Source organism: Halomonas sp. 707D4 (genome assembly GCF_024158685.1).
Taxonomy (GTDB): Bacteria; Pseudomonadota; Gammaproteobacteria; order Pseudomonadales; family Halomonadaceae; genus Vreelandella.
In genome coordinates this window covers 1-1,313 of the sequence record NZ_JAMZBD010000673.1, presented here as the reverse complement: position 1 = coordinate 1,313, position 1,313 = coordinate 1, and the positions used below count along the sequence as shown (strand labels likewise).

The window sequence follows — 1,313 nt, the reverse complement described above, 5'->3', positions numbered from 1 at the left end:
TGTCCGAACTCGATGACGCACTTCGCCAAGGTGCGTACCTGCTTTTTCGAACTCAACCCGTACCCCTGGCCCAGCTGGGCAGCCGTCTGAACGGCCGATACTCGCTCATCGATCTGCATCCGGGGATACTGCTCGCCCAGTGCGAGCGCCAGTCTTGCGTGTGCCCGCTGCTGCATCAATGCTCCAAATCGAGCGAACTCGTTCTGGTCGATCGCAAATTGGCGGCTCCGGCGGCAGGCATCGCGCGCTTGATTGCTCAGCGACACCTGTACCAGGCACCCCTGTATCTCACTTGCCTGGGTATCGAGCGCAACCGGCGGCTCCAGCGTGAGGTCCGAGGGAAATGCCATCCGCGGTGAGACCGGTGTGATGAGTGTTTCCAGCGGGGCCATGAAGGCGGCCAGCTTCCAGGGCTCCAGCGCCTGGGTCATATCCAGCGCCACGCGTGGGTCATAAAAGCGGAAGTACACCGGGGCCTGGTCGTTGGCCGGGGTCCAGAGCATGGTGAACTTGCGAAAGTGCGCGCGCAGTTGCTTGAGCGTGGCATGGGAGTGAAACAGCACGCCCCAGTGCTGGTCCTGGGGTAGGCTCTCCAGCCAGGCGCGAAGGTCGCTATCGGCTTCCAGACGTACCAACCAGGGGGCATTGGCCCGGGTCTCGGCATTGGTAGAGGCGTAAAGGCACGTGTGCTGCGCGTCGGCTTGGCCCAACCTCGCCTGAATCTCGCGGCAGTTGACGCCGTCCACCACGGCCCAGAGCGGCGGCTGGTTGGTTGCCAGCAGCGCCGGCCAGGTAGTTTCGCTGTACGCGATGGGCGGCTCCACGGGGAGGGACTCGACTGGCTCGGGTTCCACGATGAGCGGCAGCATCTCGCCGTAAACCACCCGGTTCGTTGAGGATGTTTGATGCGCCAGTTCTACCAGCGTTTGCGACATGCCCTGGCGCCGAAACCGCTCCAGCAGCGTTTGAGCCGATTCCAGCCTTAAAAGGCTCAGGCCATCGTCCGAGAGTCGGCTTTGAAGCAGCGCGCGTACGTCGTCTTCCGATTCGGCCAGCACCGCCACGGTCACGATGGCCTCATCGGCCTCTTCGTTCCAGTGTCGGAACTCGGGTGTGTTGGCGACCACATGGCAGCGAGCGACCCAGTAATCCGGCGTGGCCATGGGTCACTCCTCCTCCAGCGGGCAGTGGGAGACGAAGGGGCTCCCCTCGCCGGCTGCCACTTCCAGTACAGCCGGCACCGGCGGCAGGGCGGCCGCGCTGGGCGAGGCCGAGCCCACGTTGAGCACCGGCGTCACGTCGACGCTTCCCCC

At 64.6% G+C, this 1,313-nt stretch carries 1 protein-coding gene; it reads right to left on the bottom strand.

What is annotated here, in order from left to right; translation table 11 throughout:
* The coding region (locus tag BIS11_RS17800; protein WP_253586756.1) for a DUF4123 domain-containing protein at window positions 1–1,163 on the bottom strand (1,163 nt) is incomplete at its 3' end.
* Window positions 1,164–1,313 lie beyond the last annotated feature (150 nt).